Source organism: Actinacidiphila oryziradicis (assembly GCF_005047355.1).
GTDB classification, from domain to species: Bacteria; Actinomycetota; Actinomycetes; order Streptomycetales; family Streptomycetaceae; genus Actinacidiphila; species Actinacidiphila oryziradicis.
The window spans coordinates 1-3499 of the sequence record NZ_SUMC01000260.1 but is presented as its reverse complement, the minus strand read 5'-3'; the positions used below and the strand labels follow the sequence as shown (position 1 = coordinate 3499).

The window sequence follows — 3499 nt, the reverse complement described above, 5'->3', positions numbered from 1 at the left end:
CGCCATGACCACGGCGGCCATCGCGGGATCCCCCGAGCCCGCCCGTCAGGCCCGCGCCGCGGCCGTTCTCCTGATAGAGGCCTCCCGAGCAGTCAGGGCCGCCTGAGACCGCCCAATGACGGGCAGCCGTCCCCGGGGCCAACCTCGATGGTGCTGGTTGCGGTGGTGCGTCGGCGGTGGGCCGCCGCGTGGAAGTGGGCGGCCGATGGTTGGCCCCGGGAAGATGACCACGTGGCCGGACGCTTCGCGCCGGATGATGCCTTCTCCGAACCAACAGTTCAGACGCCCTGGACCGGGGCGCGCTCCTCCTACTACGGCCTACTACGGCGCTCTTCCAACCAGCGAGGGACTGGCGGGAGCGGACGCCGTCCAGCGCATCGTCTACCTGAACTCGTTCCTGTTGGACGTCGGTGAGTCGATGTTGGGCAACCGCGGCGGCGCTTACCCCCCGCACTGGGGCGTGAACGAGGAGGAGAAGTACGTCCTCATGCTGAACGCCGAGCACGGCTTTCGGGGGGCCGTGCACGAACACGAGGACCTCGGCGTCTGCCAGGCCCACAATCGCACCGACGAACCCTGGAGCACACAGTCCCGTTCGGTCTGGGTGTTGAACAGTTCTGGTTCCCGTTGATCGTCAACCACGCATCGCAGCGACGGTGAGCTTGGGGCGACCCATCGGCCCCTTCGAGGCCAGGGTGGCCGTGCCAGCGTCGCGCCAGGCCCGGCGCCAGCGCTCCACGGACCGCTCGCTCACCCGCAGGTGCGCTGCGATCGCTGAGATCTACTCGCCCCGCGCGAAGCGTTCCGCGGCTTGCAGCCGGACTGCGGGTGCTGCGGTGCCCGCGACGAACGGCGCGATCAGCGGCAGCCGGGGCACCGGCTTGAACCTCTCGACAGCCTGGACGATGAATCCGGCAGCGGCGATGGCGGCCACGGTGTCGCGGTTGGGGTGGCAGCCCGCGCCGAGATGCCGCACCAACGGGGTGATCAGGTCCTGGGCACGGGCGGCCACCCCCGCAGCGCGGACGTGTTCGAGGAACACCAGCCGTCCGTCGGACTTCAGCACCCGCCAGACCTCGGCCAGGGCGCGGTCCGGATCCGGGACGGTGCACAGCACCAGCGTGCACACCACGGCGTCGAAGTACCCGTCCGGGAACGGCAGTTCCTCCGCACCGGCGTCCACGACGTCGACCGGCACCGAGACATGGCCCAGCTTCGTCACGAGCTGGGCGCGCATCGCCGCTGACGGCTCCACGGCGGTGACATGGGCGGCGGCCCGGAAGTGGCGCAGGTTCGCGCCGGTGCCGGCGCCGAGATCCAGCACCTCACCGGTCAGGTCCGCGACCAGCGCGGCCCGGCGTTGCCCGGCCCAGCCCCGCTCAACACGGGCAGTCATCCGGTCGTACCAGGCGGCGAATCGCCGCTCCGCACGGGACTGCATGTCAGGGCCTGCGGTCATGGTGACGGTTCCCTTCGGACACGAGCGGACGGGGCCGCTACGACCTATACAACCGCGCTGGGTGGTCAGCCAGCTGCCAGGACCGCCAAGGCGGTGGCACCGGCGGCCACCAGTGCGGCCACGCCGTCGCCGGCGGTGAGGAAGCGGCCGGTCGGCGCGCGGCGCGAGGCCGCCTGCAAACTGACGCGGGCGGCCTGAGCGAGGACGCCCGCCGAGACGGCGAGCAGGAAACCCGGAAGGCGGCCCAATATACCCCTCGGGGGTGTCAGCGCCTCGGGGCCTTGACAACTCCCGCCACATCCGACTCAGACGCCGGCGTCCACAGCGGGAAGACCAGCGCGGTGAGCCGGTACGTGAGCCTGTCCATCGAGTGGGCTTTCAGCCCGGCCGGATAGGGTCGCGTTGCTGTATCGGTCGGTGAGGAGAGTGCGGCTTGGTGGCCACCGAGGACCTGGCAGATGGCCATCGGGTGGGGCTGGGGACGATCGCCCGGGAGTGGGGCCGGATCGGCTGTACGATTCGGCGAGGCACGGCGGCGTGGAGGATCCGTGACCGTGATCGGGCACCATCCGTCTCGGCTCAGCCGAGGTAGCCCAGTCAGGTCAACAGCCTGCGGGCGAAGTAGTCCCGGTCGTCGGCCACACCCGGCAGGGCAAAGAAGTAGCCGCCACCGGTCGGGTTGAGGTAGGGGACGAGCATTTCGTTTTCCAGCCGCGTCTGCATGTCGACGTAGGTGCGCAGGTTGCTCTGGTAGCAGATGAAGGCGTGCCCGGCCTCCACGTGCCCTTTGACGTGGGGGGTGCGTATGTAGGCGTAGCTGCGGCGCCAGATGTGGACGGCAGGCACCTTGGCCGTCTTCGGGTTGGCAAGGCGGATATGGGAGTTGAACGCAATGACCTTGCCTGCCGGGTCGTAGACCACCGGGGATTCCTCGTTGGTGCCACCGTTCAGGGGTATGCCGCTGGCCTTGTGACGGCCGATGATCTTTTCCTGCTCGGCCTCCGGCACCCGCTCCCAGGCGTCGAGGTGGAACTGGACGATGCGGATCACCTGGTAGGTGCCGCCGGCGGTCCAGGCAGGCTCGGGCCGGCCGGGATGCGCCCAGACGAACTGGTTGTACCCGTCCTTCGCTTTCCTGATGAAGTAGTCGGCGACGTCGTCTTGGAACCCGAGCAGATCACGGGCGTCCCCCGACGGCCGGGGCGGGGGGCGGAACCCATCGATGCTCCAGCGCAGCCGCATCGCGCTCTTGGTGTGGTCCTGGATGTCGCGCAGCGCGTTCAGCAGCACATCGTTGTGGTTGGCGCACAGCTGCAGGCTCAGATCGCCATGGCATTCGTCGGGGTTGAGATGGTCGTGGGCGAAGGCGTGCATGGTGGCCAGCTCTGCGGGTTTGCGGCCGGCCAGCCCGAAGCGGTGGTCGAACAAGGACGCGCCGACACCAGCGGTCACGGTCAGACCGTCCGGCACCACGGTGTTGCCGAGGAGACCGGTGCCCCGTGACTGAGGTCCCGATCTCGGGGCGGGGCCGCCACTGGTGAGGAAACGGGCCCGGCTGGTGAGGGTACGGAAGAGGTCGGTGAGCTCACCGCGGTTCTTGGCGGTCACGTCGAAGGAGGCGATGATCGCCTGTGGCTGGGGAGTTTTCGGCGGCGTGACGATGGCGGACTGGTGTTTGCCGAAAAACGGCACGGCGCCGGTGGCGGGCGGGGTGGCGGCCTGGGCCGTATCGCTGTTGCCCAGCAGGCTCCCGCCCGCCGCTGCGACGGCGCCGGCAGCGGCTGCGCCCTGAAGGAACGACCGCCGCGCGGAACCTGTCAACGTGATCAAGGCAGGTAGATCGTTCTATCCCTGTGTCGGGATTGTTTGCTCGTCCGGTCGGGGTTGGTCGGGCTTGTTGATCCAGGCGGCCTCGGGGAGCTTGGGTGGCTCGGGGGCCTTGCGGACGAAGCGTTCGGGATGCTTGGCGTAGACGGCGTCCAGGACGTCGGCGCGCATCTCGCGGAGCTGTTCGGCGAGGCCGAAATGCACGTCGAACGG

Annotated in this window: 3 protein-coding genes and 3 pseudogenes; 1 reads left to right on the top strand and 5 read right to left on the bottom strand. The window is 69.3% G+C overall.

Translation table 11 applies throughout. The annotated features are described in order from the left end of the window. The first annotated feature begins 223 nt into the window (after positions 1-223). Positions 224-631, top strand: a complete 408-nt coding sequence (locus tag FCI23_RS54695; protein WP_136731630.1) for a hypothetical protein — start codon at positions 224-226, stop codon at positions 629-631. Between the two features lie 27 nt (positions 632-658). Here FCI23_RS54695 and FCI23_RS64725 read toward each other — a convergent pair. The 5 genes and pseudogenes from FCI23_RS64725 to FCI23_RS54670 all read right to left on the bottom strand — a co-directional run. Next, positions 659-877 (bottom strand): annotated as a pseudogene (locus FCI23_RS64725) (helix-turn-helix domain-containing protein); the annotation flags it as partial. 54 nt (positions 878-931) lie between these two features. Continuing rightward, a pseudogene (locus FCI23_RS54685) lies at positions 932-1396 on the bottom strand (class I SAM-dependent methyltransferase); the annotation flags it as partial. Positions 1397-1524: 128 nt separating this feature from the next. After that, complete coding sequence (locus FCI23_RS54680; RefSeq protein ID WP_136731628.1) at positions 1525-1707, bottom strand: hypothetical protein; 183 nt, start codon at positions 1705-1707, stop codon at positions 1525-1527. 349 nt (positions 1708-2056) lie between these two features. Beyond that, positions 2057-3289 (bottom strand): Dyp-type peroxidase, encoded by a 1233-nt coding sequence (locus FCI23_RS54675; RefSeq protein WP_136731627.1) that lies wholly within the window; start codon positions 3287-3289, stop codon positions 2057-2059. A 15-nt stretch (positions 3290-3304) separates the two neighbouring features. Then, a pseudogene (locus FCI23_RS54670) lies at positions 3305-3499 on the bottom strand (IS3 family transposase); the annotation flags it as partial.